31 protein-coding genes are annotated in these 25937 nt (G+C 66.2%); 22 read left to right on the top strand and 9 right to left on the bottom strand.

From position 1 onward, the window contains the following. Positions 1-95 precede the first annotated feature (95 nt). Positions 96-1526 (top strand): alginate export family protein, encoded by a 1431-nt coding sequence (locus AC1VV3_RS12975; RefSeq protein WP_482961909.1) that lies wholly within the window; start codon positions 96-98, stop codon positions 1524-1526. Between the two features lie 129 nt (positions 1527-1655). On the opposite strand, the gene AC1VV3_RS12980 is transcribed toward AC1VV3_RS12975, so the two are convergent. The 3 genes from AC1VV3_RS12980 to flaF form a co-directional block, all read right to left on the bottom strand. Beyond that, the gene (locus AC1VV3_RS12980; protein ID WP_132268609.1) at positions 1656-2276 is read right to left on the bottom strand and encodes a response regulator transcription factor; all 621 of its coding nucleotides are present in this window, start codon (positions 2274-2276) and stop codon (positions 1656-1658) included. Further along, positions 2273-4927, bottom strand: a complete 2655-nt coding sequence (locus AC1VV3_RS12985) for a PAS domain S-box protein (protein ID WP_482961910.1) — start codon at positions 4925-4927, stop codon at positions 2273-2275. Before AC1VV3_RS12985 ends, AC1VV3_RS12980 begins: the two co-directional genes overlap by 4 nt. A gap of 230 nt (positions 4928-5157) precedes the next feature. Further along, positions 5158-5520 carry a flagellar biosynthesis regulator FlaF gene (flaF, locus tag AC1VV3_RS12990; RefSeq protein WP_132268612.1) on the bottom strand — a complete coding sequence of 121 codons (363 nt, stop codon included), beginning with the start codon at positions 5518-5520 and terminating at the stop codon, positions 5158-5160. A gap of 315 nt (positions 5521-5835) precedes the next feature. Here flaF and motA point away from each other — a divergent pair, with 315 nt between their 5' ends. The 13 genes from motA (at position 5836) to AC1VV3_RS13055 (ending at position 15475) form a co-directional block, all read left to right on the top strand. Continuing rightward, positions 5836-6720: a flagellar motor stator protein MotA gene (gene motA, locus AC1VV3_RS12995; protein WP_021233049.1), complete on the top strand. Its 885-nt coding sequence runs from the start codon at positions 5836-5838 to the stop codon at positions 6718-6720. Further along, the gene (locus AC1VV3_RS13000) at positions 6704-7066 is read left to right on the top strand and encodes an STAS domain-containing protein (RefSeq protein WP_132268614.1); all 363 of its coding nucleotides are present in this window, start codon (positions 6704-6706) and stop codon (positions 7064-7066) included. Before motA ends, AC1VV3_RS13000 begins: the two co-directional genes overlap by 17 nt. After that, positions 7063-7428, top strand: coding sequence for a response regulator (locus AC1VV3_RS13005; RefSeq protein WP_132268615.1), 366 nt, complete (start codon positions 7063-7065; stop codon positions 7426-7428). The genes AC1VV3_RS13000 and AC1VV3_RS13005 overlap by 4 nt, the downstream gene beginning before the upstream one ends. Then, positions 7425-9674 carry a chemotaxis protein CheA gene (locus AC1VV3_RS13010; RefSeq protein WP_465128036.1) on the top strand — a complete coding sequence of 750 codons (2250 nt, stop codon included), beginning with the start codon at positions 7425-7427 and terminating at the stop codon, positions 9672-9674. Before AC1VV3_RS13005 ends, AC1VV3_RS13010 begins: the two co-directional genes overlap by 4 nt. After that, positions 9671-10162: a chemotaxis protein CheW gene (locus AC1VV3_RS13015; protein ID WP_132268618.1), complete on the top strand. Its 492-nt coding sequence runs from the start codon at positions 9671-9673 to the stop codon at positions 10160-10162. Before AC1VV3_RS13010 ends, AC1VV3_RS13015 begins: the two co-directional genes overlap by 4 nt. Then, the gene (locus AC1VV3_RS13020) at positions 10162-11049 is read left to right on the top strand and encodes a CheR family methyltransferase (protein WP_132268620.1); all 888 of its coding nucleotides are present in this window, start codon (positions 10162-10164) and stop codon (positions 11047-11049) included. The genes AC1VV3_RS13015 and AC1VV3_RS13020 overlap by 1 nt, the downstream gene beginning before the upstream one ends. Next, positions 11046-12077 carry a protein-glutamate methylesterase/protein-glutamine glutaminase gene (locus tag AC1VV3_RS13025; protein WP_431567275.1) on the top strand — a complete coding sequence of 344 codons (1032 nt, stop codon included), beginning with the start codon at positions 11046-11048 and terminating at the stop codon, positions 12075-12077. The genes AC1VV3_RS13020 and AC1VV3_RS13025 overlap by 4 nt, the downstream gene beginning before the upstream one ends. 12 nt (positions 12078-12089) lie before the next feature. After that, entirely contained in the window at positions 12090-12479 is a 390-nt protein-coding gene (locus tag AC1VV3_RS13030) for a response regulator (protein ID WP_207913048.1), read from the top strand. 5 nt (positions 12480-12484) lie between these two features. Next, on the top strand, positions 12485-13015 hold the full coding sequence (locus AC1VV3_RS13035) for a chemotaxis protein CheD (RefSeq protein WP_132268626.1): 531 nt from the start codon (positions 12485-12487) through the stop codon (positions 13013-13015). Between the two features lie 32 nt (positions 13016-13047). Continuing rightward, positions 13048-13371, top strand: a complete 324-nt coding sequence (locus tag AC1VV3_RS13040; protein WP_243654383.1) for a hypothetical protein — start codon at positions 13048-13050, stop codon at positions 13369-13371. Between the two features lie 12 nt (positions 13372-13383). After that, entirely contained in the window at positions 13384-14250 is an 867-nt protein-coding gene (locus AC1VV3_RS13045) for a flagellar motor protein MotB (protein WP_431567276.1), read from the top strand. Between the two features lie 113 nt (positions 14251-14363). Further along, the gene (locus AC1VV3_RS13050) at positions 14364-14801 is read left to right on the top strand and encodes a hypothetical protein (RefSeq protein ID WP_314463893.1); all 438 of its coding nucleotides are present in this window, start codon (positions 14364-14366) and stop codon (positions 14799-14801) included. Between the two features lie 83 nt (positions 14802-14884). Continuing rightward, positions 14885-15475: a PilZ domain-containing protein gene (locus AC1VV3_RS13055; protein ID WP_465128037.1), complete on the top strand. Its 591-nt coding sequence runs from the start codon at positions 14885-14887 to the stop codon at positions 15473-15475. 69 nt (positions 15476-15544) lie between these two features. On the opposite strand, the gene fliP is transcribed toward AC1VV3_RS13055, so the two are convergent. From fliP to AC1VV3_RS13070, 3 genes are read right to left on the bottom strand one after another with little or no spacing between them, the layout of a single operon-like run. Continuing rightward, positions 15545-16288, bottom strand: a complete 744-nt coding sequence (gene fliP / locus AC1VV3_RS13060; protein WP_134094043.1) for a flagellar type III secretion system pore protein FliP — start codon at positions 16286-16288, stop codon at positions 15545-15547. Beyond that, positions 16281-16622 carry a FliO/MopB family protein gene (locus tag AC1VV3_RS13065; RefSeq protein ID WP_132268633.1) on the bottom strand — a complete coding sequence of 114 codons (342 nt, stop codon included), beginning with the start codon at positions 16620-16622 and terminating at the stop codon, positions 16281-16283. Before AC1VV3_RS13065 ends, fliP begins: the two co-directional genes overlap by 8 nt. Before the next feature lie 4 nt (positions 16623-16626). Next, complete coding sequence (locus AC1VV3_RS13070; protein WP_132268634.1) at positions 16627-16860, bottom strand: FliM/FliN family flagellar motor switch protein; 234 nt, start codon at positions 16858-16860, stop codon at positions 16627-16629. A 118-nt stretch (positions 16861-16978) separates the two neighbouring features. Between AC1VV3_RS13070 and flgC the strand changes: the two genes are divergently transcribed. The 8 genes from flgC (at position 16979) to AC1VV3_RS13110 (ending at position 21914) form a co-directional block, all read left to right on the top strand. After that, positions 16979-17386: a flagellar basal body rod protein FlgC gene (gene flgC, locus AC1VV3_RS13075; protein WP_132268636.1), complete on the top strand. Its 408-nt coding sequence runs from the start codon at positions 16979-16981 to the stop codon at positions 17384-17386. A gap of 116 nt (positions 17387-17502) precedes the next feature. After that, positions 17503-17757, top strand: a complete 255-nt coding sequence (gene fliE, locus AC1VV3_RS13080; RefSeq protein WP_482962101.1) for a flagellar hook-basal body complex protein FliE — start codon at positions 17503-17505, stop codon at positions 17755-17757. 100 nt (positions 17758-17857) lie between these two features. Next, positions 17858-18121, top strand: a complete 264-nt coding sequence (locus AC1VV3_RS13085) for a flagellar biosynthetic protein FliQ (RefSeq protein ID WP_132268639.1) — start codon at positions 17858-17860, stop codon at positions 18119-18121. A gap of 4 nt (positions 18122-18125) precedes the next feature. Continuing rightward, positions 18126-18911: a flagellar biosynthetic protein FliR gene (gene fliR / locus AC1VV3_RS13090; protein ID WP_132268641.1), complete on the top strand. Its 786-nt coding sequence runs from the start codon at positions 18126-18128 to the stop codon at positions 18909-18911. A 4-nt stretch (positions 18912-18915) separates the two neighbouring features. Continuing rightward, a complete protein-coding gene (gene flhB, locus AC1VV3_RS13095; protein ID WP_465128039.1) occupies positions 18916-20010 on the top strand; it encodes a flagellar biosynthesis protein FlhB in 1095 nt (364 codons plus the stop codon). Between the two features lie 101 nt (positions 20011-20111). Then, positions 20112-21200: a flagellar basal body P-ring protein FlgI gene (locus tag AC1VV3_RS13100; RefSeq protein WP_431567280.1), complete on the top strand. Its 1089-nt coding sequence runs from the start codon at positions 20112-20114 to the stop codon at positions 21198-21200. A gap of 2 nt (positions 21201-21202) precedes the next feature. Continuing rightward, positions 21203-21502: a rod-binding protein gene (locus AC1VV3_RS13105; protein ID WP_134094046.1), complete on the top strand. Its 300-nt coding sequence runs from the start codon at positions 21203-21205 to the stop codon at positions 21500-21502. Next, positions 21492-21914, top strand: coding sequence for a flagellar biosynthesis protein FlgN (locus AC1VV3_RS13110; protein ID WP_132268648.1), 423 nt, complete (start codon positions 21492-21494; stop codon positions 21912-21914). The genes AC1VV3_RS13105 and AC1VV3_RS13110 overlap by 11 nt, the downstream gene beginning before the upstream one ends. A gap of 297 nt (positions 21915-22211) precedes the next feature. Here AC1VV3_RS13110 and AC1VV3_RS13115 read toward each other — a convergent pair whose 3' ends face one another. From AC1VV3_RS13115 to AC1VV3_RS13125, 3 genes are all read right to left on the bottom strand, one after another. Next, positions 22212-23441, bottom strand: coding sequence for a putative bifunctional diguanylate cyclase/phosphodiesterase (locus AC1VV3_RS13115; RefSeq protein ID WP_431567281.1), 1230 nt, complete (start codon positions 23439-23441; stop codon positions 22212-22214). Positions 23442-23721: 280 nt separating this feature from the next. Then, positions 23722-24825, bottom strand: a complete 1104-nt coding sequence (locus AC1VV3_RS13120; RefSeq protein ID WP_431567282.1) for an XRE family transcriptional regulator — start codon at positions 24823-24825, stop codon at positions 23722-23724. 681 nt (positions 24826-25506) lie between these two features. Further along, positions 25507-25929, bottom strand: coding sequence for a flagellar biosynthesis protein FlgB (locus tag AC1VV3_RS13125; protein ID WP_431567283.1), 423 nt, complete (start codon positions 25927-25929; stop codon positions 25507-25509). Between the last annotated feature and the right edge of the window lie 8 nt (positions 25930-25937).

A 25937-nucleotide genomic window follows, 5' to 3' on the forward strand; every position in this document is an offset into this window, starting at 1 on the left:
GGAAAATTGGACAGGGCTGAGGGCGAAAACCGGGATCCGGTCGCCTACGGTTGCGGTCATTATCCTATAATGGACCGCTACTTCGGGAGATCGTGATGAGTGCCTGCCTGTTCGACCCGGTCCGCAAGGACTGGAATTTCGGTCCGCAATCCTGGCGCGCCCGCGCGCTGCTGGGCATGATGGGCGGCGGTCTGCTGCTCGTCCTACATACCGGCACTGCCCATGCCGACGGCCTGCTGGAAACCGCGGTCGGCGCGCCGGAAGGGCTGACCATCAAGGGCGAAGTCCGCGCCCGCGTCGAAGGGATCGACGGACAGTTCCGTCCCACCGCGGCCGAGGACGACGCCATGTTCTCCCTCAAGACCTCGCTCCTGGTCGAATACGATGGCGGGCCCTGGCGGGTCGGCGGCGAACTCTGGGACGCCCGCGCCTATGGCGAGAAGTCCAATTCCTCCGCGGGCACCGGCGAAGTCGATGCACTGGAAATGGTCCAGGCCTATGTCGGGCTGGACTTCGGCATGGGCGGCGGTTCCAAGGCGCAGCTCACGGCGGGTCGCTTCACGATGAACCTGGGATCGCGCCGCCTGGTGGCGCGCCAGTCATTCCGCAACAGCACCAACGCCTTCACGGGCGTCAATTTCCAGTGGAAGGGCCGCGGCGGAGACCAGCTGACCCTGCTCTGGACGATGCCGCAGTTGCGCCTGCCCGATGATTCCGAAGGCATCCACGACAATTCGGTGAAGCGTGACGAAGAGACCACGGACCTCCAGTTCTATGGCGGCTCGCTGACCAAGGCCGGCGTGTTCGGCGGCTCTCTGGAAGTCTACGGCTATGGCCTGGCGGAACGCGACAGCGCCGACCGGCCGACCCGCAACCGCCACATCTTCACGCCGGGCCTGCGTGCCTATCGCGCGCCGAAGGTTGGCCATCTGGACTACGATGTCGAGGGTGCCTACCAGTTCGGCCGCACCCGGGCGACGACCGCGCCCACCGACCGGGCCGACCTGGACGTCTCGGCCTACTTCATCCACGCCGAAGCGGGCAACACGTTCGCCGGCGGATGGAAGCCGCGCGTCTCGCTCGACTTCGACATCGCCAGCGGTGACCGTTCCAAGGCGGGGACCTACAACCGCTTCGACACGCTGTTCGGCGCCCGGCGGTTCGATTTCGGCCCGACCGGGCTCTACGGCGCGGTTGGCCGCTTCAACACGATTTCGGGCGGCGCGCGGCTTGAAGTGAAGCCGGACAAGAAGTCGGACGTGATGGTAATGTACCGCGCGCTCTGGCTGGATTCCAAGACCGATGCCTTTTCCAACACCGGCGTGAAGGACGTGTCCGGGCGGAGCGGCAGCTTTGCCGGCAACCAGGTGGAAGCCCGCTATCGGCGCACCCTGATCCCGGACGTGCTGCGGGTCGACACGGGCGTGGCCTATCTCGCCAAGGGCGGCTTCCTCAAGGACGCGCCCAATGCCCCGCAGACCGGCGACACCCGATACGGCTACGTGGATCTCTATTTCGACTTCTGAAGAATAACCGGCGTACCCTGTGGACCTGCCCCGTCCGGCCTCTCTCCTGAGCCGGGCGGGGCATCCCTGGTATCGCGAAAGCCGCCGCCCGAGCATCCGAGACGCGCGGCGGACTTTCGAAAGGCCCGGTCAATCCATCGGCACGAGGCCCGCCGCAAAGGCGATGCGCAGCACTTCGGAAAGGCTGCGCACCTGCAGCTTTTCCATCAGCTTGGCGCGGTAGATTTCCACCGTGCGCGGGCTGATGTCGAGCGCATGGGCAATGATCTTGTTCGATTGCCCGTCGATCAGGCCCTTGAGCACGTCCAGCTCCCGCGGCGAAAGCTGCTCCAGCAGCGAGATCGCCTTTTCCTTGCGCCGCTCTTCCGCGGTCGAGACGGCCTGCTGGGTGAAAGCGGATTCCACCGCGTTCATCAGCTTGAGATGGTCGCAGGGCTTTTCGATGAAGTCGATCGCACCGAGCTTCATCGCCTGTACCGCCACGGAGACGTCGCCTTCCCCCGTGAGCACGATCGGCACGAACCGGGTCGGCCGCCCGCCCACCGTGCTGAGCACTTGCAGCCCTGACGCCCCCGGCATCTGCAAATCCAGCAGCAGGCAGCCCGGCTCCAGCAAGGGCGCCGCTTCCAGGAAGCTGTCCCCGGAATCGAAGCAGCTGATCCGGCTCTCCCCGATCATCGACAGCAGATATTCGAGCGAAGTGCGTACGGCCAGGTCGTCATCGACGATATAGATGCGCCGCGACGTCATCCTGCCCTGAGCTCCAGCTCGCTGTAGCTGGGCAGCGTGAATTCGACCGCCGCGCCCCCATCGGGGACGTTCCGCAAGGAGAAGCGCCCGCCATGCGCTTCCACGATGCGGCGGCAGATCGACAGACCAAGCCCCATGCCCGTCGTCTTGGTAGACGAAAAGGCCTCGAAGGGGCGGTTTATGATGGCTTCGGGCAAGCCCGGGCCGTTGTCGATAACACTGATCATGATGTGGCCATCGTTCAGTTGGCGGGTTGAAAGAGTGATTTCCGGCAGCCTGTCGTTGAGGCCCGCGAGCGCGTCGAAGGCGTTGTTGAGGACGTTCACCAGCACCTGCTGCATTTGGATGCGATCGGCAAGGATGGATGGAGCCACGACACTGGGGCGATAGCTGAGACGGACCCCCGGTACCCGGCTGCGCGAGCGCGCAAGCTGCAGGGTTTCGGCGATCACCTCGTCCAGCGGCTCGGCGCGAATTTCCAGCTCGCCCTTGGAAACGAAGGCGCGCATGCGGCGGATGATGGAGCCGGCGCGCAGCACTTCCTGGCGCGCCAGTTCCAGCATGCAGCGGACCTGCTCGGGATCGCCGCCACGCGCCATCGCCAGGTCGATGGCGCCCAGCAGATTGGAAGTGGCGGTCAGCGGCTGGTTCAGCTCATGCGCCAGGCCGGCGCCCATCTCGCCCATGGCGCTGACCCGCGAGGCGTGGAGCACCTGCTCGCGCAGTTCGTTGAGGCGGGCCTGGGTGGCCATCTGCTCGCGCAAGTTGCGGATGAAGGCGATGGCGATCCGCTCGTTGCCCACATTGGCCGCGCCCACCGCGATTTCGATCGGCAGTTCGTTGCCGTTGCGGTCGAGGCCGGCGGTGATGCTGGTGATCGCGGGATTGCCCTGGCCGGGCAGCGCCGGGTCGGTGGAGGGCCGGACATAGCGCGGCAGCAGCAGGCGCACGTCCTTGCCCAGGACTTCGGCCGCGGCATAGCCGAACAGCGTTTCGGCCGTGGTCGAGAACGAGCGGATCTGCCCGCCCCCGTCGATGGTGATCATCGCCTCCGGCACGGTTTCCAGGATCGAGCGCAGTTCGGATTCGCGCGATTTCAGCATTTCGGCATGCTGTTCGCGCTGGGTGGCATCCATCACGATGCCGATCATCGAGACATCGTTTTCGCCCGGACCGCGGTGGATATGCGCGGTTCCCTCGACGACTTTGACGACGCCTGCCTCCACCGCGACCAGGCGGAAGCCGTAGCGGCCCGCGCTCCAGGCTTCGGGCGGGCCGGGCATGCGGAAGGAGGTTCCGAACGTCTGGCGCAGATGGCGTTTCCATGCGTCGATCCCGCCGTCGAACAGGCCGGGCTCCAGCCCGAACAGGCGCTCGGCATGGCCGTGAAAGACGAAGCGGTCAGTGGCAAGCGACCATTCGAAGATGCCGAGTTCGTGGAGGTCGACCGCCAGCGAGAGGCGCGCGTCACTGGCGAGCATGGCGTGTTCGGCGCGGGTGCGGGCGGTGATGTCGGTCATGGCATGGACCACCATGGGCGCGATGTCGGAGCGCGGTTGCACGGCCTGGCTGCTGTGCAGGACGCGCAGCATGGTGCCGTCCTTGCGGTAGGCGGTCACTTCGCGCTCCTGCCGGGCGCCGGCGAGCAGCGCCTCGATGTCGCTGGTGGCGATCGGCGGGGTGCCGGTGAGCTTCTGCTGGAAGCGGCCCAGTGCCTGCTCCGAGGTCCAGCCGTAAAGGCGCTCGCAGCCGGCCGACCAGCGCAGGATCCTGCCGTCGACATCGGTGATGGCGACGGGGGCGGAATCGAGCGCGAGGTTCACCGCCCAGCGGGCGCCGCTCTCGCGGGCGATGCGCATCCAGGCCCAGGCGATCAGGCCGCAGGACAGGGCCACCTGGGCCACGGCCTGGACGATCTCGATCATCTCGGCAGAGACCGCGCCTGAGCGCTCGACCCAGAAATGCGCCAGCGCGGAGACGACCGGCAGGGAGACGCAGAGCAGCAGGCAGGCCTGGAGAGTGGCGGAGCCGAACCCGCAATCGGGTTGCCGCGGCCAGGCGCTCTGGCGGCGCAGGGCGATGAGGCCCACCGCGAGCAGGCAGATCGTCACGGCCGTCGGCACGGACATGAGCGCGTGGCGGGTCTCCGGGCCCGGCGTGCTGATGCCCAGCGGCAGCAGCGTACCCGAAATCGCGGCGACGGCGATGGCGATGCAGGCGAAGACCACGGTGAGACGGCGCAGGGCGCGGCGCGAGGAACCGAGGGAAAGCGCGGAAAGAGCCAGCAGCACGAGGCCGAGCGCGGGCAGCACGCCGGGGCGGCCGGGGTAGGGCCGGGTCTGGTGAAGGACGCTGTCGGCAAACAGCAGGCGGTCCATGCCGAGCGAGACGCCTGCCCATTCCTGGATGAGCGAGGAACATCCTATGACGAGGGGTATGGCCATGGCCCATCGTGCGGCGCTGTGCCGGGAGGCGGCGCCGAGCAGGATACCGATGCCGATGGCGCTGCAGCCCACGGCCGTCAGCGGCTGCATGAGGAAGCCGTCCGTGCCGATTCCGGCAAGGCCCGGCATGCCGAAAGCCCAGCCGCAAAGGACGATGGCGCAGACAAGTTGGGCCGCGAGGACGAGGGCGGGAATGGCCGGTGCCATCCCGACAGGAAGCGACCCGCCCAAGCGCTGCGGCGGTGGATTCAATTCCTGCATTCCGACCCGCTTATTGCGCCTTGCACTTTGGCTTCAAGGCGAACGGGCAAATAGAGCTTTACGCATCTTTGTAAATAGACGGTCGAGATGGCAATCCGGTGCTTTCCGGTGGCAGACGAATAAGCGCTTGATTATCTTTTCTAAAAAAGATGAAGGAAATCGTTAAGTGATTTTCCTTAGTTGCCAGTACCGTTCTCGTTTGCAAGTCCTTCTATGATCGCGCGATTTACCACGATCAAATCGTCGATGGTGTCATGGCCTGTAATGACTTCCGACGTATACTTGTCCACCCACAGACCGATCGAGATGATCCGCGCGCGCAAGTCGTCCGGTAGTTGATTGCCCTGGCCCGCGCACATCGAAGAGAAGGTGGACCAGGCCTGGCGATTGCGGTGAAGCGCAGGCGCAAGCTGTGCGCCGCGCAGGCCGGCATCGCGTGCGGCGATCATTTCGCCGGTGATCTGGCTCATCAGCCGGTATTCGTTCCGGCGAGGCGTCGCGGCGATCTGTTGCACGCGTTGGTAGGCATTGAGTGACATGATGGCTCCAGCAAGGACGTCCGCCTCCCTCATATAGGACAAAGACGCACCGAGCGGTCGCAGGGCGGTCCGTTTTGCGATGCGCCGTCGCGGCGTTCCCGATCCGGGACCGCCGAGGAGCCTAAGTCCGTCTTCCTCGCGGCGCCTGGCGATGGCGAGCGGGGACGGGGCCACTGCCGGATACGCAAGGACGCCGCCGGGCATCGCTGCGCCTAATTTCCATCGCCCCGCACCGCCCCCGGCCCGAGCATCCTATAACTAACGCAGGGCTTCGGCCCCGTAACCTTTTGCGGCCATCAATCGCGGATCTTCTTCATGCTCAACGCCATCGGCCTCGTCGTCATCTTGCTGTGCGTCTTCGGCAGCTTCCTGATGTCGGGCGGTAACATAATGGTCATCGCTCACGCCCTGCCGCACGAAATGCTGGCCATTGCCGGCGCGGCGGTGGGTGCGTTCATCCTCGGCAACTCGATGACCACGGTCAAGAAGACCTGGGCGGGGATTCAGCGCGTCTTCAAGGGCGGACGCTGGACCGAGGTCGACTTCCGCGATCTCCTGGCGCTGCTCTTCACGCTGCTCGCCACTTTCCGCAAGGAAGGCGCGAACTCGATCGAGAAGCATCTCGACGCGCCCGAGGAAAGCAGCATCTTCATGCGCTATCCCCGCCTGCTGGGGGACGAGGGGCTGATCGAGTTCATCTGCGACTACTTGCGCATGATGACCGTCAACTTCGAGGACCCGCACCAGCTGGCCGAGGCGATGGAAGGTGACATCGAGCGCCACCATGCCGAGGAACTGGCCCCGCAGCACGCGCTGCAGATGATGGCCGACGGCCTGCCTGCCCTCGGCATCGTCGCCGCCGTTCTGGGCGTCATCAAGACCATGAGTTCGATCGACCAGCCCACCGAGATCCTCGGCGCGATGATCGGCGGCGCTCTGGTCGGTACGTTCCTGGGCGTGCTGCTGGCCTACTGCCTGGTCGGGCCGATCGCGCAGAAGCTGCAGCAGATCATCGATTCCGATTTCAAGCCCTACCTCATCGTCAAGACCGCGATCGTCGGACACGCGCAGGGCCAGCCGACCGAAGTGGCCATCGAGCTTGCGCGCCGCATGACGCCGTCTCCCTATGCCCCTTCGTTCACGCAGCTCGAGACCGCGCTCGACGAAGTGAAGGATCAGCTCAATGCCAAACCTGCCTGAACCCGTGCCGTTCGAAGAGTTCGGACTGGACGCCGCTGCCGCGGATTTCGCCGGAGAGGACCGCGCGCTGCAACTGCCGGTCCATGGCTCCACCGTGACGGCCGAGGACTTGCGCGTCCGCATGGTCCTGGCCTGCGACTTCGAAGGTGCGATGAACATCGACGCCAGCCGGGTCGAGACGGTGGGCCAGGCCGTGCTGCAACTCCTGGTCGCCGCGCGCACCGAGGCGCTGGACGCCGGCCACGAATTCGAAATCGTCAATCCCAGCACGGCCTTCGTCGAGCGCGTGCAGGCCTGCGGACTGGCAGAAGCCGTCGGCCTATCTGAAGAGGAATTCCCGTCGTGAGCAAACTCATCCTGACCGTCGACGATTCCGCCTCGATGCGGATGCTTCTGAAGGCCTCGCTGGCCGCGCAGGGCTTCCGCGTGGAAGCGGCCGATGACGGCGAGCACGGCCTCGAGCGCATGCACGAGGTGAAGCCCGACCTGCTCATCACCGATATCAACATGCCCAAGATGGACGGCTTCGAACTGATCGAGGCGGTCCGCTCGGTGCCCGAATTCCGCGGCACGCCGATCCTGGTGCTCTCCACCGAGTTCTCGGACGAGAAGAAGACCCGCGCCCGCGAAGCTGGGGCCACGGGCTGGATCACCAAGCCGTTCGAAGCCGCCAAGCTGGGAGCGGCTGTCCGCCGCGTCTGCCCGTGAGCGACGAACTCGACGAAATCCAGGGCATCTTCTTCGAGGAGTGCGCCGAAGGTCTTGCCGTGGCCGAACAGGGTCTTTCGGCGATGGCCGAAGGCGATGTCTCGTCCGAGACGATCGCCGGCGTGTTCCGCGCCGTCCACTCGATCAAGGGCGGTTCGGGCGCTTTCGGCCATGCCGCGCTGCTCGCCTTCTCGCACCGTTTCGAGAACGTGCTTGACGAAGTGCGCGCCGGCCGCATTCCCGCCAGCGGCGAAGTGACCCAGACCATGCTGGGCGCCTTCGACATCCTCTCGGATCATGTCACGGCGGCACAGGGCGGCACCGAGCCGCCGGCCGACGCGGTCATGCTGGAACAGCTCGACGCGATCCTGGAAAGCAAGGGCGCTGCCTCGCAGGCCTCGCCCGTCGTCGCTGCGCCTGAGCCGGTGGCCGAGTTGGACGATTTCGGCTTCACGCCGGTCGCGGCGGTGATCGACGACTTCGATCCCTTCGGCTTCGAGCCGGTGGCGGTCGAGCTGGACGATTTCGCCTCTCCGGGACCGGCGGAGCCTGCCGGATGGACCGTTCGCTTCGGCCCTTCGCGCGGCGCGCTGGCCAATGGCGGCGAACCGATGCTGGTCATCCGCGAACTGGAAGAGATGGGCGCGGCGGTCACCGCCGTCGATACCGGCGCGCTTCCGGGCCTGCGCGATCTCGATCCCGAGGACAGCTATTTCGTCTGGACCCTGACCCTGCCCGGCAGCGTGGCCGAACAGGACATCCGCGACTGCTTCGACTTCGTGGCCCCGGACTCGCTGATCGAGATCGAGCGTGCCGCCGCCGTGGTGATGGTGGTGGTCGAGGAACCGGCCGCAGAGGACTTCGACGGCTTCGGCGTATTCGAGCCACTGCCCGTTTCCCTGCCGGATCTTGACCTGGCACCGGCCGAGCCGATGCTGACGCTGGTGCCCGCGGCCGCTGCTCCGGCGGTATCGGCCCCTGTCGTGCAGGCGGCGTCTGCGAAAGCGGCACCGGCCCAGGCCGAAAAGCCCAAGGCGGAAGCCCGCCAGGGCAACGTCGAAGTGGCGCAGTCGATCCGCGTGGACTTGTCCAAGCTGGACCAGCTGCTCAACCTCGTGGGCGAACTGGTGATCCGCGGTTCGATCCTGTCGGACCGGCTCTCGCCTGCCGACCAGGAACGCGTCGAACTGCCGGAACTCTCGCGCCTGACGCGGCAGATCCAGGACAACGTGATGTCGCTGCGCGCACAGCCGATCAAGCAGGCGTTCTCGCGCGTGCCCCGCATGTTGCGCGATCTTTCGGCCGAGACCGGCAAGAAGGTCGTGCTCGAAACCATCGGTGAGATGACCGAAGTGGACAAGGGCGTGATCGAGAAGATCGGCGACCCGCTCACCCACATGATCCGCAACGCAGTGGACCATGGCATCGAAAGCGCCGAGGAACGCCTTGCCGCCGGCAAGCCCGCCGAAGGCACGATCCACTTGTCCGCCGAGCAGAAGGGCGCGCGCATCATCGTGCGCGTGCGCGATGACGGACGCGGCATCAACCGCGAGCGGGTGCGCGCCAAGGCGATCGAGCGCGGCATCATTTCCGCCGACGTACCGATTTCCGACGAGGAGATCGACGGCCTGATCTGCGCGCCGGGCTTCTCCACCGCGGAGACGATCTCGAACATTTCGGGTCGCGGCGTCGGCATGGACGTGGTCCGCTCCAACGTCGAGGCGCTGGGCGGCAGGCTGGAGATCAACTCGGTGCCGGGCGAAGGCACGACCTTCACCATGGCGCTGCCGCTGACTCTGGCGATCCTCGACGGCATGATCGTGCGCCTGGGCGACCAGCGCTTCGTGCTGCCGCTGGCCAATGTGATCGAGACCGTCCAGCCCGAGCCGGGCCAGGTCCAGGCGACTTCGCCCAGCTCCGAAGTGATCGAACTGCGCGGGCAGTACCTGCCGGTGCGCCGCGTAGGCGAGCTGTTCGGCATGCGGTCCCACCGCGTACCCGAGGACTCGCTCGTCATCATCGTCGAGAGCGAGACGGCCGGGAACGTCGGCCTCATGGTCGACACGATCGATAACCGCCGCGAAGTCGTGATCAAGAGCCTGGAGGACAACCTCCACCCGATCCGCGGTCTCGGCGGGGCGACAATCCTGGGCGACGGCTCGATCGCGCTGATCCTCGACATCGATGCCCTGGTCGCGCCGACCGGCGGCTCATCCAAGTATGCGCTGAAAGGAATGGCAGCATGAGCACCGAAGATAGCGAACTCGACGAACGCAAGATCGTCACTTTCACCCTGGGCAACCGCCTGTTCGGCATCGACATGCGCTCGCTGATCGAAATCCGCGAGTGGGAAGAACCCACCCCGCTGCCGAGCGTGCCGCCCTATGTGAAGGGCGTGACCAACTTGCGCGGCTCGGTCGTTCCCGTGGTCGGCCTGTCCGAGCGCCTGGGCTGGGCGCCCAGCGAGCTGCACTCGCGTTCGTGCATCCTGGTCGTCACCATCGGCGGGCGCCATGCCGGCTTCCTGGTGGACGAAGTGCAGGACATCGTCGTGATCCAGGGCAGCGAGATTCAGCCCGCGCCGGATGTCGAGATCAACGAGCAGGGCGCCATCGCCGGTCTCGTCAAGATCGAACGCCGCACCCATGATGCCGCGGCCAATGCCGAGGCCATGTGCCTGCTGCTCGACCTCGACGCGCTGAGCCTCACCCGCCAGGTGCCGGACTTCGCGTAATGACCGTGCTGGCTTCCCCTGAAGCGACGAGCGGCAGCGCGTTGGGCGGTACTGCCGAGCTGCGTCCCGCCCAGTTCCGCGACATTGCCGCGATCATGCAGCGAGAGGCGCGCATCCATCTGGTCGAGGCCAAGATGACGCTCGTCCACTCGCGGCTGAGCCGCCGCCTGCGCGAGCATGGGCTGACGAGCTTCGTGGACTACGTCGCGCTGGTCCAGCGCGATGCCGGGGAACGCCACGCCATGGTGGTGGCGCTGACCACCAACCACACGCATTTCTTCCGCGAGAACCACCACTTCGACCACTTGCGCCGCGATGTCCTGCCCAAGCTGCAGGACCGTGCGCGCAAGGGCGAGAAAGTGCGGATCTGGTCCGCCGGTTGCTCCAGCGGCGAGGAAGTCTATTCGATCGCCATGTGCCTGGCAGGAGACGGGCCGACCAGCGCGGCCTGGCTCCAGCAGGGCGACGTGCGCCTGCTCGCCACCGACATCGCCCCGCATGTCGTGCAGTCCGTGCAGGAAGCGCGCTATTCGGCGGCCACGGTCGAGCCGGTGCCCGAGACCTATCGTCGGCGCTGGATGCGGGCCGAAGCGAACGGCGACCATGTCGTGGCCGATCCGCTGCGCGAGCTGGTGGCGGCGCGGGTGCTCAACTTGTTCGAGCCCTGGCCGATGCGCCGCAAGTACGACGTGATCTTCTGCCGCAACGTGATGATCTACTTCGACGATACCGCCAAGGCCGAGCTGGAGGCGCGCTTCGTGGAGATGCTGGCGCCCGGCGGCTATCTCTACATCGGCCATTCGGAGCGCCTGATCGGCCCCGCCACCCGGCTGATGAAGCCGGCGGGGCAGACGATCTACGTCCGCAACGACGGAGGCGCGGCATGACCCTGGCGCCTGAAAAGACGCGCGTCCTGATCGTGGACGACAGCGCCGCCATGCGCGCGCTGCTGAACAAGTTGCTGAGCCACGACCCCGCCATCGAAGTGGTCGGCATGGCGCCAGAGCCCCATGCCGCGCGCGAGATGATCAAGTCGCTCAATCCCGACGTGGTCACGCTCGACATCGAGATGCCCGGGATGGACGGACTGTCTTTCCTCGAACGCATCATGCGCCTGCGGCCGATGCCGGTGGTCATGTGCTCCACCCTGACGGCGCGCGGCACCGAGGCGACCATCGAGGCCATGCGCCTGGGGGCCGTGGACTGCATCGCCAAGCCTTCCGGCAACCCGCTGGAGATCGCGCAGGACGGGGCGCTGCTGCGCAAGATCGTCAAGGCTGCGGCCCGTTCGTCGGTGCGCCGCACGGCCAGCCCGCCTACCCCGGTCAATGCCGCGCAGGGAAGCCTGCGCGACGTCGTTATCGCGGTGGGCGCCTCGACCGGCGGGGTGGAAGCCCTGTTCTCGATCATCGGCGCCCTGCCGCCCGATTGCCCGCCGGTCATGGTGGTGCAGCACATGCCCGCGATCTTCACCGGCAGCTTCGCCACGCGGCTCGACAAGACCGCGCGGGTGCAGGTGGTGGAGGCCCAGAACGGCATGAACTTGCGCCGGGGCACGGTCTATCTCGCGCCCGGCGGCGGCCAGCACATGGAGCTGCTGGGCGGCACCAGCGGGCAGGTCAAGCTGGTGGCCGGCGACACGGTCAGCGGACACCGGCCTTCGGTGGACGTGCTGTTCCGTTCGGTCGCACGGCTCGGCTCGCGCGCGGTGGGAGTGATCCTCACCGGCATGGGTTCGGACGGCGCCATGGGCCTCAAGGCCATGCGCGACGCCGGCGCCCGCACGCTCGGGCAGAACCGCGATACTTGCGTGGTCTACGGAATGCCCCGCGCTGCCTTCGAGGCGGGCGCGGTGGAGAAGGAATTGAGTTTGTCCGCCATGCCCGAGGGAATCCTCGGCGCGTGTCGGAGGTAAATGGAGCGGTTCATGCCGGCAGCGTCTGCAATAAAAGTAATGGTGGTCGACGATCAGACGTCCATGCGCGCGATGATCCGTCGCACGCTACAGGATCTGGGTTTCAAGGACATTCGCGACAAGGGCGGCGCGGTGGAAGCACTCGCTTCCATCAAGACCGACCGGGTCCATCTGGTCATCTCGGACTACAACATGCCCGAAATGGACGGCCTGGAATTCCTGGAAGCCGTCCGCAACGATCCGGTGATCGGCAAGACCGTGTTCATCATGCTCACGGGTTCCGCCGACAAGGAAGTGGTCCAGAAGGCCGCGGCCCTGGGCGTGAACAACTATGTCGTGAAGCCTTTCGCGCCGGCGGCGCTGAAGGAAAAGATCGAACGCGTCTTCGGCGAACTGGTCTGAACGCCATGCGCCGCGTTGCCATCGTCCAGGGTGAATATCATGTGGTCAACCAGTCCGGCGTCGTCATCTCGACGCTGCTGGGCTCGTGCGTCGCGGCCTGCCTGCAGGACCCCGTCGCGCGGGTGGGCGGCATGAACCATTTCCTGCTGGGAGAGCCGGGCGCCGATGCGCCGGTGAACCCGGCGGACATGCAGCGCTACGGCGTCCATGCGATGGAACTGCTCATCAATGCCCTGATGAAGCGCGGCGCGCAGCGTTCGCGTCTGCGCGGCCACCTTTACGGCGGGGCGAACATCGTCGCCGGGCTGGGCGGGATCGGCACCAAGAACGGCCAGTTCGCGCGCAACTTCATGCAGACCGAAGGCATTGCGCTCGATCACAGCGACCTTGGCGGCACGCAAGCCCGCAAGGTGGAATTCATGCCTTACGAGGGCAGGGTGCGCGCGACGCTGGTGATGGACCAGCCGCTGCCGCCCGTCGTCCGTCCCAAGCCCATGCCGGTCTTCCAGCCGACCGGCGAACTGGAGCTGTTCTGATCATGGAACGGGCGGACATTCAGGGGGAAGCAATGACAATCGAATCCGAGGGACTCGGGACGGCACTGGGCACGGAACCGGGCCAGGGTCCGGCGGCCCCGCTCTGGCAGGCCCTGGCCCGCGAGATGCGCGTGGCCCGCGAACTGCTGGAACAGCTGGCCGGCGTACTGGTGAACGACGAGCGCTTCGTGCTGGACTATATCGACCAGCTCCAGGCCTTCGACCTGATCGCCCAGCATGTGGATGAAAGCGCCGCGCTGCTCGACCGCGTGGCCGGCGGGCAGAGCCCCGGCGAGGCGATCGGCCAGGTGCGGCTGAGCGTGATGCAGGACCGGCTTCGCGCCGCCCTGGACTGAGGAATTCAAAGCGTGGCACGGGGCAACGAAGATCATCCCACGATCGTCATCCGCAAGGTCAAGAAGCATGCGCACGCCGGTCATCACGGCGGTGCGTGGAAGGTCGCCTATGCCGACTTCGTGACCGCGATGATGGCCTTCTTCATGCTGCTCTGGCTGCTGGCCAACCCGGACAAGGAGCAGCTCAAGGGCCTGGCGGAATACTTCTCGCCCAATGCCGACCGGTCTTCGCCGGCGACGACGCTGACCAACCAGCCCGGCTCGCAGCCGGGGCTCGGCGGGCACAGCCGCCGCAACCAGTCGGCCGACAACCGGGCCGTGGGCCAGCCTTCCGCCGAAGCCGGCACCAAGGGTGCGGCACGCGGCGGCACGGCCGATGTGCCCGAGGCGGCGCTGCGCGTCATGGCGCAAGAGATGCAGCTCTCGCTCGATCCGCCTGTCGATCCCAGCGAGGGCAAGCGCAGCGTCGACGTGGAGCCTTCGCGCGACGGCTTCCGCATCCACCTGATGGACAACGCCAACCGCTCGATGTTCAAGGGCCCGACCGCCCAGCTCAACGACTATGCCCGCAACCTGCTGGGCCGCATCGCTCACAAGCTGGCCGGTACCGGCGCCCAAGTCGCCATCGAAGGACATACGGACAGCACCGGCGGGCAGAGCGAGGCCAACTGGAACCTCTCCGCGCAGCGCGCCCTTTCGGCCCGCGCGGCCCTGGTCGCCTCGGGCCTGCCGGCGGATCGTTTCTCCGAAGTGGTGGCCAAGGCCGGGACCGAGCCGGTCTATCCCGACCGCCCGGACCGCCCGGAAAACCGCCGCATCACTATCGTCGTCATGGCCGAACCTTCTGCGTTGCCGCAGGATGCGAGCTTCAAGTTCTGAGAGTCAGCATAAAAAATGGCTCGCATTTTTAGAACGGCACCGATTGGGGCCTGGGCCGGTGCCGCAAAATGCGCCTTCGGCGTATTTTCAGATAAACGAGACTGGAGACTATCGTGATCAAGCGGATCGTGATCGGCCTTGTCGCGCTGATCGCCGGCACCGGTGTCGGCATTGGCGGCGCCTATGCGGCGCGGCATTTCCTGCCGCAGGTCATGCCCGACCTTGGCCCTGTCCGGGTCGAGACCGAATTCGTGCCCACGGGCACCATCCTTGCCCCGCTGACATTCCCGGATGGCCGCCTGTCGGGCTACGTCTCGTTCGAGTGCCAGATCGAAGTCGACAAGGGCAAGGCCGAGGATGTGACCGGCCAGCTGCCGCTGCTGCTCAATGCCGTGAACATGCGCACGTATCGCACGCCGCTGGCCAGCGGGCCGGACGGCATGATCCCCGGCGTGGAGGCCTTCCGCCGGGTGGTGATGGACGCCGCCGTGGAAGTCTACGGCAAGGATCTCGTCCACCGCGTGGTGGTCACGCAGGCCTCGCCGGTCTGAGCGGGGCGGGGGAGAAAGACGCGATGCCCTTGTCATCGTCCGCCATGCCGCAGCCTGCGGGGGCCGTCCCGTCATCGTCGCCGGTGTTGCCGCGCGTTGCGCGCGGGCCGCGGGTCACGACGATCCTGCTCATCGGCAAGCTCGCCAGCCATTCGGGCGAGACGATCTGCCGCATCCGCAACATCTCGGACAACGGTTTCATGGCCGAAGTCCACGGTGCTTTCGCCGTGGACCAGAAGGTCGAGGCGACGCTGAAGGCCGGAGACGTGCTGCGCGGCAGAGTCCGCTGGTCGCTCAATGGCCGGATCGGCGTGGAGTTCGATGCGCCGGTCGACGTTGCGGGACTGCTCGGTCATGTCGCCAATCGCATCGGTCCCGAGGGCATTGCGCGCGGGCCGCGCTTCGACGTCGATTGCGGCGCCGAGCTGCTGGCTGCGCACCAGCGCCACGACGTCCGCCTGATCGACCTTTCGCAGGGAGGCGCACGCCTGGTCGCGGAAGTGCAGATCGCGCGCGACAGCATCGTCAGGCTCACTCTTCCGGGCCTGGGCGAACGCGAAGCCGCGGTGCGCTGGGTGGGAGAGGGCGCCTATGGCCTCTCTTTCCTGGAACCCTTGCCCTTTGCGGACTTCGGCCCCTGGCTGATGAACCGCGTGCTGCGCTACGGCGCCTGATGACAAAAGGGGCGCGGCAGGCCTGATCCTGCCGCGCCCCCTTCAGGCGAACCGGATAGCGAAGGGGCGCTACCCGGGCACCCCGAAACTCTTCACCAGCGACCCGGCGATCAGCGCCCAGCCGTCCACCAGCACGAAGAAGATGATCTTCATCGGCAGCGAGATCGTCGCGGGGGGCAGCATCATCATGCCCATGGCCATGAGCACGGCGGCCACCGCCAGGTCGATCACCAGGAACGGCAGCAGCAGCAGGAAGCCGATCTCGAAAGCGCGGCGCAGTTCGGAGATCATGAAAGCGGGCATCAGCGTCGTCATCGGCAGTTCCGCGCGCGATGCGGGCACTTTGCCGGAGAGCTGGACGAACAGCTTCACGTCGTCGTCCCGGACCTGCTTGAGCATGAAAGTGTGGAACGGCTTGCTGGCACGTTCCAGCGCCTGGGTCTCGTTGATGCGGCCCTGGTTGTAGGGGACCATGCCCTCTTTCCAGGCTGCATCGAACGTCGGGGCCATGACGAAGAACGACAGGAACAGCGCCAGGCTGATGATGACCGGGTTAGGCGGCACGCCCTGGGCGCCAAGGCCCGAGCGCAGCAGCGAAAGGGCAACGATGATGCGCGTGAACGAGGTGACCGTCATCAGGATGCCGGGCGCCAGGCTCAGCACCGTCATCAGCAGGACGAGCTGGATCACCCTTCCGGACATCGCGCCTTCGCCAAGGGCGCCGGCGGCCTTCTGGGCCATGGCGGCTTCGGGCAACACGGCAAGAATTGCCGCCCCGCACAGCGCGGCGGCAATGGCATAGCGTTTATGCATCGACAGGGGCTTTCGGTGTACTTTTCGGGGAAACCGGGCCGATGCACGGCGCGGAATCGAGCATGACGACGCCTTCGGGCGAGATCAGCAGGCTGATCTCGCGGTAATCGCGGCGGATGAGGACGACCGAGCGGCGGGGATCGATGGCAAGGCGCTCGATCAGTTCCAGCCGGCGATCGGGACGAGCCTGGCCCATGCCGGCAAAAAGCTGGCCGTTCAGCCACTTCTGCGGCAGTTTCAGGTCATAGCGGCGCACCACCCAAAGCGCGCCGACCAGCATGCCGAGCACCACGCCCAATGCGCCGATGGTGCGCAGCAGAGAGAGAAAATCCATCCTCTCAGCGCTCGCGTTCGACAACCTTGGTGATCTCCAGCGACATCACCTCGCCGTTCACCAGGATCTTGCCTTCTGCCACCAGCTGGTCGTTCACATAGACGCGGGTGGGATCGTTGTGCCCGCAATCGAGCGGGATCATCGCGCCGCGGCTCATCTTGAGAACCTGCCGGATGGGGATGCTGGTCGATCCGAGTACGATCGACATGTCGATGGGAATGCCTTCGAGAACGGACATGACGCGTCTCCTTTCAAGCCTGCTTATAGGAATTATTTTATAGGAGCATGCCGCCGCTAGGCAAAAAATGCCTATAAGGATGCTGACTGCCGCAAGGGGCAGGGCAGGAGCTGTGTTGATGGAACTTCAGAACTCGATCGGCGTCTCGGCATCGGGCCTTCGCGCCCAGTCGCTGAGAATGCGCGTGATCGCGGAAAACCTGGCGAACTCGGATTCCGTGGCGAAGACGCCCGATGCCGATCCCTATCGCCGCCGGGTCGCCACCTTCACTGCCGAAGTCGACCGTGCCAGCGGTGCCACCCAGGTCGCCGTCAAGTCGATCGAAGGCGACAAGAGCCAGTTCGGGCGCGTCTACCAGCCGGGTAGCCCGGCCGCCGACGCGCAGGGCTATGTCAGCCAGCCCAACGTCAACCCGCTGATCGAGGCTGCCGACATGAAGGCGGCGCAGCGGTCCTACGAAGCCAACCTCAATGCGATCGAATCCGCGCGCGGCATGACCATGCGCACTATCGACCTGCTCAAGTAAGGAACATCTCCATGGCAATCGGAGCACTCGACGCCGCGGCCGCCTATGGCCGCGCGATGAAGACGGCTGGGCCGTCGGTCGGTGGTAGCGGGGGCGGCCTCGCCGGCCTCGGCGACATGGCCGGAGGCCTGTCCGGCGCGGCATCCGGCGCCGGCGGCAACTTCGGCACCATGGTGGAATCCATGGTGACCGACGCCTCGTCCTCGCTGCGCACCGCCGAGGCGGAAAGCGCCAAGCAAGTGGCCGGCAAGGGCGACCTGATCGACGTCGTCACCGCCATCGGCGCAGCGGAAAGCGCGCTCGACACCGTGGTGGCCGTGCGCGACCGCGTGGTCAGCGCCTATTCCGACATCATGCGGATGCAGATCTAGACGACCGCGCAGTGGCGGGGCCGGCCGGGACGGAATCCCGGCCTGCAACCGCCACATTCTGCAACCGCCACATCCTTCCACCGAAAGACAGACGGCAGTCATGACCTCACCCGAAGCCATCGAGATCGCGCGCGCGGCGCTGGTGCTGGTGCTGACCATCGCCGGCCCCATGCTGATCGCCGCGCTGATCGTCGGCGTCGCCATCGGCCTGCTTCAGGCCCTTACCCAGGTGCAGGAAATGACCCTGACATTCGTGCCCAAGATCCTGGTCCTGGGCGTGGTCATGCTGGTTTCGCTGCCCATGATCGGCCATGCCCTCGGCGCCTTCATGGACCGCATCGCCGACGCCATCGTCACCGGCTGACACCATGGCCGGCGCATCCCTCGACATGGTGACCCTGGCGGCGCTGCCGATCGATGCGGCGACGTTCCTGATCCTGTTCTGCCGGGTGGGTGCGGTGATCATGCTGCTGCCGGCCTTCTCCGAAGATTCGGTGCCGCCGCAGATCCGGCTGGTGATGTCGCTGGGCTTCACGGTCGGCCTTTACGGCATGCTCCAGGGCCAGGTCGCGCCGGCGGTGAAGTCGGACGTTTCGCTGCCGCTTCTGGTGATCGGCGAAGTGCTGGTGGGCATCGCGATGGGCATGATCGTGAAGATCCTGTTCAGCGCGGCCGCCGTCGCCGGATCGATTGCCAGCCTGCAGGTCGGCCTGGCCTCCGCGCTCGTGGCCGACCCCTCGATGGGCGGGCAGTCTCCGCTGCTCTCGCGCCTGTTCGGGATCGCGGCGGTGATCGTCTGCATGAGCCTGGGCGTCCACCACTTGTGGATCGCCTCGATCTTCCAGTCCTATTCGGTGTTCCCGGTAGGCGGACTGCCGCCCGCCGCGCAGTTCGCCGATCTTGCGGTGAAAGTCACCGGCCAGTCGCTGGCGCTGGGCGTCAGCCTGGCCGCGCCGCTGATCCTCTATGGCGCGCTGTTCAACGTCGGCCTCGGCCTGGCCGCCCGCGTGGCGCCGTCGATCCAGGTCTTCTTCATCACCCAGCCCCTCAACCTGCTGCTCGGCATCTCTTTGCTGGCGATGACTCTCGGCACGATGCTGACGGCCTTCGCGAACGCCATGGGTGCCTTCATGCAGAACGGATGGAGCCTCTAGAGCCATGGCCGAGAGCGACAAGGACCAGCGGACTCACGAGCCGACCCAGAAGAAGCTCGACGATGCCCGCAAGCGCGGCGAAGTGGCGATGGCGCCGGAAGTACGCCACGCCACGATGATGGCCGGCGCGCTGATCGTCACGGGCTGGGTCGGCATTTCCGCGATCCGCCATCTCGGCATGATGTTGACCCGCCTCTGGGGCAGCGCCGAGGACTATCCGCTCGATCCCGATGGCGCGCAGAACCTGATGACCGGCGTGGCGCGCCATTTCATGCTCTCGATGCTGCCGGTGTTCGGCGTGCTGTTCGCCTGCGCGGTGGCCACGATGTTCCTTCAGGGCCGCGCCACGCTGAGCTGGTCGCGCCTGAAGCCGAAGTGGTCCAAGCTCAACCCGGCCAGCGGGATGAAGCGCATCTTCGGCATGCGCGCGCTGGTGGAATTCGGCAAGACCCTGGCCAAGTTCAGCGCCATCGGCCTGGTGGTGTTCCTGGTGCTGAAGCCGCGCGTGACCGGGTTGGACCAGTTGGTCGGCTTCGCGCCGGGCGCGATCGGCGCCGCGGCGGGAACGCTGGCATACGATGCGATCCGCGCAGTGCTGATGCTGGTCATGGCCCTGGCCCTGTTCGACTTCATCTATCAGCGCCGCGCTTTCATGAAGCGCATGATGATGACGTTCCAGGAAGTGAAGGACGAGCACAAGCAGAGCGCCGGCGATCCCAAGATCAAGGCCAAGATCCGTCAGATCCAGATGCAGCGTTCGCGCAAACGCATGATGGCCGCGGTGCCCGAGGCCAGCGTCATCATCACCAACCCGACGCACTACGCCATCGCGCTGAAGTACGACCACGGCGCCATGGCCGCGCCGGTGGTGGTGGCCAAGGGCGTGGACGCCATTGCCCTGCGCATCCGCGAGATCGCCACCGAATCCAGGGTGCCGATCGTCGAGAGCCCGCCGCTCGCCCGCGCGCTCTACGCCGCCGTCGACATCGACCGGCCGATCCCGATCGAGCACTACGCCGCCGTGGCCGAGATCATCGGCTACGTCATGCGCCTGGCGCGCACGGGCAGCGGCGCCGGTGCGGCCCGGAAATACCCGTGAAAATCCCTGCCGCCGCCGCCGCCATCCGCCTCTTTCTTCCTATAAGGACAGTGATGCCCAAGCCTTTCAAATCGAGGATGCAAGGTCCGCGTCTCGCCATGATGGCAGGCCTGGTGGCACTTGCTTCGGCACTGGCGCCCACGGCGGCTTTCGCCGGGCCCCAGCCGCGCATCAAGGACATCGTCGATGTCGAGAACGTGCGGTCGAACCAGTTGGTCGGCTACGGTCTCGTCGTCGGCCTCCAGGGCACCGGCGACCGCATCCGCAACGTTCCCTTCACCGAAGAGACCTTGCAGGCCATGCTGGAGCGCATGGGCGTGAACATTCGCGGCACGCAGATGCTGACGCAGAACGTGGCCGCCGTGACGGTGACCGCGACCATGCCGGCCTTCGCCCGCGCGGGTTCCACCATCGACGTGCAGGTCTCCGCGCTCGGCGATTCCACCAGCCTGCAGGGCGGCATCCTGCTGGTTTCCTCGCTGCGCGCGCTCGATGGCGAGATCTACGCCGTGGCGCAGGGCCCCGTTGCGGTATCCGGCTTCAAGGCGCAGGGCGCGGCGGCCAAGCTCAGCCGCGGCGTGATGACCACCGCGCGCATCGCCGGCGGTGCCATCGTCGAGCGCGAGGTTCCCTATGACTTGCGCTCCGCCCAGACGCTGAAACTGGCGCTGAAGAATCCCGATTTCACCACCGCCCGCCAGATCGCCGCGACCATCAATCGCGAGGCGCCCGGCGCCGCCCAGGTGCTCGACCCCGGCACCGTGGAGATCAACCCGGCCGGCGGCTCGGTGATCGATCTCATCACCCGTGTCGAGAACCTGCCGGTACAAGTGGACCAGCCCGCGCGCATCGTCATCAACGAAGCCGCCGGCACCGTGGTCATGGGCGCGGACGTGCGCGTCAGCCCCGTCGCCATCGCGCAGGGCGGGCTGACCATCAGCGTCACCGAGACGCCGATCGTCTCGCAGCCCGCGCCGTTCTCCAGCGGCCAGACCACCGTGGTGCCGCGCACCAACGTCCAGGCGGACGACGGCAGCGGCGCCTCGCTGGCGGTGCTGAACGGCGGCACTTCGCTCCAGACCCTGGTTGCCGGGCTCAATGCCCTGGGCGTCAGCCCGCGCGACCTCATCACCATCCTGCAGGCGCTGCGCACGGCGGGCGCGCTGCAGGCCGAAATAGCGGTACAGTAAAGATGGCAGATCCGATTCTTGCTTCGCTTCCTTCCCGTCCCGCGGTCCAGACGCCGGATCGCAGCCCCGCCAAAGTGGCGCGCGATTTCGAAGGCGTCTTCGCAGGGCAGATCACCAAGATCATGCTGGAGACCGTCGAGCAGGGCGAGGATTTCAACGGCGGCCACGGCGAGGAAATGTTCCGCGGCGTCCTGGCCGAGCAGATCGGCACCCAGATCGCCAAGGGCAAGGGCCTGGGCATCGCCTCGGCCGTGGAAGCGCAGATCATCCGTTTGCAGGGAGGCAATGGCCATGCCCAATGAGCTGATCGAGATCATGACCTCGCTCTCGATGGTCATGCGCGAGGAGACCGAGCGTCTCGAAGGCCGCGAGCGCGCGCTCGAACTGGCCGAACTGGCGGCGGCGAAGACGCGGCTGGTGGGGTCGCTGGAAGAAGTCCTGGCCCGGCGCAACCGGCTCGACCCGGAATGGACCGAGCAGATGGACGACGAGACGCGCGAGCGCCTGGCCGAAGCCCTGGGCGAACTGCGCGCGGCCTCGCTGGTGAACTCGGCCCTGCTGGAGCGCCAGATCGAACTCTCGATGGAAATGATGGGCGCCATCGCCAACGAGGCCAAGCGTCTCTCTGGCAACCGCACGTATACCTATGGTTCCAAAGGCGACATCGCGCGCCTCGACCTGACCACGCCCATCTCGTTCAACAGCGAATACTGACCGGCAAGGCCCGGCGGGGGACCAGCGGTCTCTCGGCCGGCCTTTCCTGGTGTCGGGGCTGGACCTTGTGCCAACACCGGCGCGCAGGGCTGCCTTCCGGCCGCGCGGAAGCTGCGGCACGCGGCCTTCGCGGGATGGAAGTTCTGGGGCATGGCCCCGACGGTCCAGAAAGCGCACGACCCTTCACCCGCTTCCATTGCGTTCCAACGGGACGCCCCCTGGCAATCCCGGCCAAACACCTCTCATGCGGAATTCGGACCCGCCCCGTGCGACATCACGGGCGGCGAGGCGCGCCGATCAACAGGCCAGCGGAACCGTCAGGCCCCCCGCCAGGAGGGCGGCGGTCTCGTCGGCCGGCGCCGGGCGGCCGAACAGGTAGCCCTGGCCGAACGTGCAGCCCAGATCGGCGAGATAGCGTGCCTGCTGCTCGGTTTCGATCCCTTCGGCCGTCACGGGCATGGCAAGGCTCTGGCCGAGATCCACGACCACTTTCACCAGCTTGCGCCCGGCATCGCTGTCGAGCGACTGGACGAGCGTGCGGTCGATCTTGATCATGTCCAGCGGGATCTTGCACATGCGGCTGAGGCTGGCGTAGCCCGAGCCGAAGTCGTCGAGCGCCACCTTGATGCCCGCCTCGCGCAAGGCGGCAACGGTGGCCTGGGCAGCGGCGACGTCGTGCATCACTGCATTCTCGGTGATCTCCACCGTCAGCCTGTCGGGCCTGAGGCCGCTGGCGAAGACGATCCGCAGCAGCCGCGAGGCGATGTGCGGTTCGCAGACCTGCCATGGCGACATATTGAGCGCGAGGCCGGTGCCGCCGCCCCACTCGTGCGCATCGCGGCAGGACTGGCGGAACATCGCATAAAGCAGGTCATCGTTGAGGCCCACGTCCTCGGCGATCGGCAGGAAGCTGTCCGGGGCGAGCAGGCCGCGCTGCGGATGTCGCCATCGCACCAGGGCCTCGAAGCGGACCACCCGGCGCGAGGCGAGCGCGACGATGGGCTGGTAATAGGGCACGAGTTCGCCGCGCAGCAGGCCGCCGCGCAAGTCCTCTTCCAGCGAGGCCCGCTCGGCCAGGCTGGCGAACATCTCGGGTGAAAAGCGCCGGGCGCAATCGCCGCCTGCATCTTTGGCATGAGTGAGGGCGATCGAGGCGCCGCGCAGCAGTTCCTCCGCGGGGACTGTTCCCGCGTGGTCCGTGGCGATGCCGATGGAGGCGGTCAGGTGCACCATGTGGCGGCCGAGGCTGACCGGTTCGCCGATCGCTTCCAGCAACTGCGCGGCGAGGCGCTCGGCAGGGATATCGGATGCGGTGATGCCTGATGCCGCGCGGGGCCGATCTTCGGGCAGGAAGCAGGCGAATTCGTCGGCACCGAGATGGATGACATGCGAGCGGCGCAGGACGCGGCGGCAGCGCTCGTGAACGATGTCGATCAGGAAGTCGCCGGTAGCAGGGCCGCAGAGATCGTTGATGAGCTTGAAACGGTCGAGATTGACCATCAGCAGCGAGACGGCCCGCGGTGGCATGGCCCGTGTGAAAGGCGCGCTTTCAGAGAGAGCGCTGCCGTCGGGAGGACGGGCTCCATCGGGCGCCCGGAGGCGGGCGAGGGCGTGCGAGACCAGCGTCAGCGGCGGAACGCGCGCGGCGGAGAATCCCGCCGGGTCGGCCGTGGATCGCGGCGGGGGCCGCTTTCCATTCGGCTTGAACAGTTTAGGTATGCGCATCGTGCCTTCCGGGGGGTCTGACACATACCATTATATGGGGCCGGTCGGGACTATGGGCCCGGCCTCATGTCAATTGCTGTTACTATTCGAACACGGCCGCCAGGACCGTGGCCAGATTGGCCGGATCCAGCTCGTCTATGGCGACTTCGAGATCGGGGTTCTCGCTGTAGCCGAGCATCCGTCCATGACGGTCGAGCGTGACCGAGAGGACGCGCAGCCCTTCGGCTTCCGTCACCACGGCAAGGCCGCCGGCAGAGGGGAAGCGGTCGGGATCGACGATCAGGACCGAGCGTCCGGGAAGTCCGGCACCGAGCGTGGCCCGGCCCAGGCGCAGGCCATAGGCGCGCGGCCCGGAATTGCGCGGCGCTTCGACCTGGGCACCGGCCGGCGTGAGGGCGATCAGTCCATCGGCCAGGGGGCTGCCGAAGACGGGCACGAGGCGAACGGAGGGGTGCTCCGCCACCATGGTATCGCCGCCGGCATCTTCCGCCAGAGCTTCCGCAGCGCGGCGCCTGCCGGCACCGCGTTCCAGCATGGGGCGCTCGCTCATGGCGCGGCCCAGGGAAGGACGATCGAGCGGCGGACGATCCAGCAGCGGATGCGGCACGGCGCGTGCGATGCCTTGCGCGCGAGACGGGCCGTGCAGTTCGTCGCGCAGGGCGGCGATGCGACCGCGGGACTTGGCGATCCGCAGTTCCGGGTTCGCCACGAGCGGCAGCACCGGGTCCAGGTCTCCGCGCTGATGCGCCTCGGTGACGATGGCGATCAGTTCGCCGTCGTCCGCAGCCGCGAACAGCCTGCGCAGGGAAGCACGGACTTCCTCGTTCCAGCGATCGAAAGGCTTCAGGGCATTCTCGATACGCGACAGGATAACCGGGGCGATCCCATATTCGTGTTCGAGAGCGGCGATCGTCAGGGCATCGTCCGCCGCGCGGCGTGTGCGCAGGGCCGCCGCCAGCAGCACGGCGAAACGCTCGGCAGCGGGATCGACACGGTCGCTGCCATGGAGCGGATCCGCCCAGGCCGAGATGTCGAACTCCGGATCGTCGATGTCGATCAGGAGTTCGCCGGCATCGATGCCGAGGGCGGCCGCGATATCGCGCAGCTCTCCGGCACGCGCAAAGATCTCTCCCCTCTCGATCTTCGAAAGGCGAATATAGGTGATCGTCGGAAGCTTCTCCGACAACTCTAGCAGCGATCCAATATTCAGCTGCTTACGAAATTTCCGGATGCGGTTCGGAAAGACGAGTGTTCGATATGCATCGATCTCGATTGCGGTCGGCGCCGTGGCAAGCGCCTTCCCAGTCCGCTTCTGCGATCCAAGCGGTTTTTGGGTCATTGAAGCTCTTATCTGGCTATGAATGAGGAATTTGTTCCACGGAACGCCCACTTGGTCAATAATCCATTATGTATATCGTACCAAAGTGGGTCGGATTGTCGTGACCGGCAATAACTTCCACCAGTTGCCTTCCTATTTTGCACCATAATGGCTAGTCTTGTGGTGTTTCCCGGAAATTTCAGCTTCGTTGCAGGAAAAACTTTCCTATCAAGTGTCGCTTGTCCAGGAGGCGTCCTCGTCCCGCAAAGGCAGAGTTAAAAAGCTGAAATACAAATAGTTTCGCTTTTGAACGTGCTGCGGCTTATCCAGTTCCCTCCTATCAGAATCGCTTCGTCGATTTTTTAGGATAAGGCAGGGATAGATTGAAGGCAGGCTGAACGAACCCGCCTGATCTGCGATTCGCCTGCAGAGGGCGGCCTACCCCTTTCGAGGTATCGCACGCCGGATTTCTCGCTTGTCGGATCGTCCTTTTACGGGGCGCGGCCCTCTGTGAGGTACCGCGCCCCGGACACCCTCTCCCGAAGCGATTTAGCCGCGGCCGAGTGCCGTTTTCATGAGGCCCATCTGCTTGCGGTAGAGATTGGTCATGGCCGCGAAGTCGGCCTGGACCTGCCCCAGGGTAAGCAACTGGTCTTCCAGCGTGACATTGTTGCCGTCCGGCTTGGTTTCGGTTGTGTCGCCGTCCAGCACGACATGGCTGCCGGCCAGGGGCGGGCGGGCGCCGAGCGCGGTCATGCCGCTGGACAGCTCCACTTTCGGCCGGGAAACGCGGGGCGTACCCGCTACGCCATATTGCGAGACGAGCGAGGAGAAGTCCGGCGCGTCCACGGTCCGCGCCTTGAACCCGGGTGTCTCGTTGTTGGCGATGTTCTCGGCGATCACGCGCTGGTGCTCGGCCATGTATTTCATGGCCTGGCCCATGCCATCGAAAATAGGAGGAAGAGAAGACATGAAGGTTT

This window comes from Novosphingobium sp. BL-S-34, from assembly GCF_056857015.1.